The sequence below is a fragment of the Cupriavidus oxalaticus genome (genome assembly GCF_038900635.1).
GTDB classification, from domain to species: domain Bacteria; phylum Pseudomonadota; class Gammaproteobacteria; order Burkholderiales; family Burkholderiaceae; genus Cupriavidus; species Cupriavidus oxalaticus_B.
In genome coordinates, this window is record NZ_JAYMRX010000061.1 from 1 (window position 1) to 1,855 (window position 1,855).

The 1,855-nt window shown below is 62.0% G+C and carries 2 protein-coding genes and 1 pseudogene; all 3 read right to left on the reverse strand.

Annotation, left to right across the window (positions count from 1 at the left end; genetic code table 11):
* Positions 1–1,000, reverse strand: a pseudogene (locus VSR71_RS34905) (IS66-like element IS883 family transposase); the annotation flags it as partial.
* Between the two features lie 30 nt (positions 1,001–1,030).
* A complete protein-coding gene (gene tnpB, locus VSR71_RS34910) occupies positions 1,031–1,378 on the reverse strand; it encodes an IS66 family insertion sequence element accessory protein TnpB (RefSeq protein WP_011154074.1) in 348 nt (115 codons plus the stop codon).
* A complete protein-coding gene (gene tnpA, locus VSR71_RS34915) occupies positions 1,375–1,785 on the reverse strand; it encodes an IS66-like element accessory protein TnpA (RefSeq protein ID WP_115684067.1) in 411 nt (136 codons plus the stop codon). Before tnpA ends, tnpB begins: the two co-directional genes overlap by 4 nt.
* Positions 1,786–1,855 lie beyond the last annotated feature (70 nt).

A 1,855-nucleotide genomic window follows, 5' to 3' on the forward strand; every position in this document is an offset into this window, starting at 1 on the left:
CCATACAAGCTGCCTCGCGCACACTGCCATCGGTAAAAACAGCGTTGAAGCCCGCATACGCGTCTGCCTGCAGGATGCCGCGGAAGCCGGCCAGATGCGCTTGGGGATGTTGGCCCTGGCGATTTGGTGTGTAGGCGAACCAGACCGCAGGTGCAGCGTCCGAACCCGATGCGCGATCGTCCCGCACGTAGGCCCATAGTCTTCCCGTCTTGGTCTGCCCCTTACCTGGCGCAAGTACCGGCAGCGGCGTGTCATCCGCGTGAACCTTGCCGGGCATCATCACGTATCGGTGCAAAGCCTCGACCAGCGGGCGTACCAGCGCACCACAAGCGCCGACCCCGCGAGCCATGGTCGTGCGGTCCAGATCCACGCCCTGCCGGGCATAGATCGCGGCTTGGCGGTACAGCGGTTGATGATCAGCGTATTTGGCAACCAGTATGTGAGCGTGCAACCCCGCCGTGGCAATGCCACGCTCAACCGGCCGGCTTGGCGCTTCAGCCTGGACGATGCAATCACAACAGGCGCAGGCCTTCTTGCGCCGCACCTGCCGAATCACCCTGAATGAACTGCTGATGATATCGAGTTGCTCCGAGATGTCCTCGCCCAGCGGCTTGAGCTTACCGCCGCACTCTGGACAGGCTTCGGCCTCGGGCTCGAGAATGCGCTCCTCCCGCTCCAGGTGCTCCGGCAACGGCTTGCGTACCGCTTTCTTCCGGACAGGAGGGGTTGCCTGCGGATCGGCTTCGGTTTCAGCCGCTCCTTCTTCGGCCAGCAGATCTTCCAGTCGGGTCTCGAGCTGTTCAATCTGTCGATCCAGCTTCTCGGACTTCTGGCCAAACTGCATCCGCCTCAGCTTTGAGATCTGCAGATTTAGCTGCTCGATCTCCATGGAGCGGACCGCCAAGGCCCGTTCCATGAGTGCGATCGATTCCCGCTGTGCCAACACCAAGGCCTTCAGGGCCTCAATGTCGTCGGGGAGATCGCTGGGGTCGATTGGCATGCGCGGCAGTTTACGCACATGCCGCAAGGTTTACAACACCGACAGTGGCGGCCAGGTGCGCTCGGGCTGCTTCCAGTTAATCCCCTCCAGCAGCATCGACAATTGCGCTTGCGTCAGATGGATCTTGCCGCTGTCGGCCTGCGGCCAGACGAAACGCCCACGCTCCAGGCGCTTCGAGAGCAAACAAAGCCCATCGCCCGTCGACCACAACACCTTGATGACGTTGCCGCGCCTGCCGCGGAAGACGAAGACATGGCCGGAGAATGGGCTCTCTTGCAGAGTCGCCTCCACCTTCGCGGCGAGCCCGTTGAATCCACAGCGCATGTCGGTCACGCCTGCAGCAATCCAGATGCGTGTTCCCGCCGGCAACCCGATCATGGCGTCAAACGGTCCAGAACCGTACGCAACGTGGTCGCGTCGACTGCCCCTTCAATGCGAATCACCGCTCGGCCCAGCCGGATCTCAATGACGCCCTGCGGCGGCGTCGGCTCGCAACCCGCAGCGCCCGGACTCATCGGCATCAGACCGGGTGTCGAGCTTGGGTGTTCAACGGTGACCGGCAACAACACCGCAGCTTCCTGGCGCTGCTCCATTCGATAGCGTCGGCGCCAGGTGAACAGCATGTTCGCGTTGATGCCGTGTTCGCGTGCCAATTTCGATACCGAGACCCCCGGCTCACACGCAGCGGCTGCCAACCGTTGCTTGAACTCCTCGCTGTGGTTCGGCCGGCCTTTGCGACTGCCGGCGACTGGTACTTCCTGTGACTTTGACAAAGTAGTTCCCATCACTATTTGGTGGGAACTACTTTGGCTCCACTCTACTGAAGGGTACAGACGGTGCTGGCGACTCGCTTAC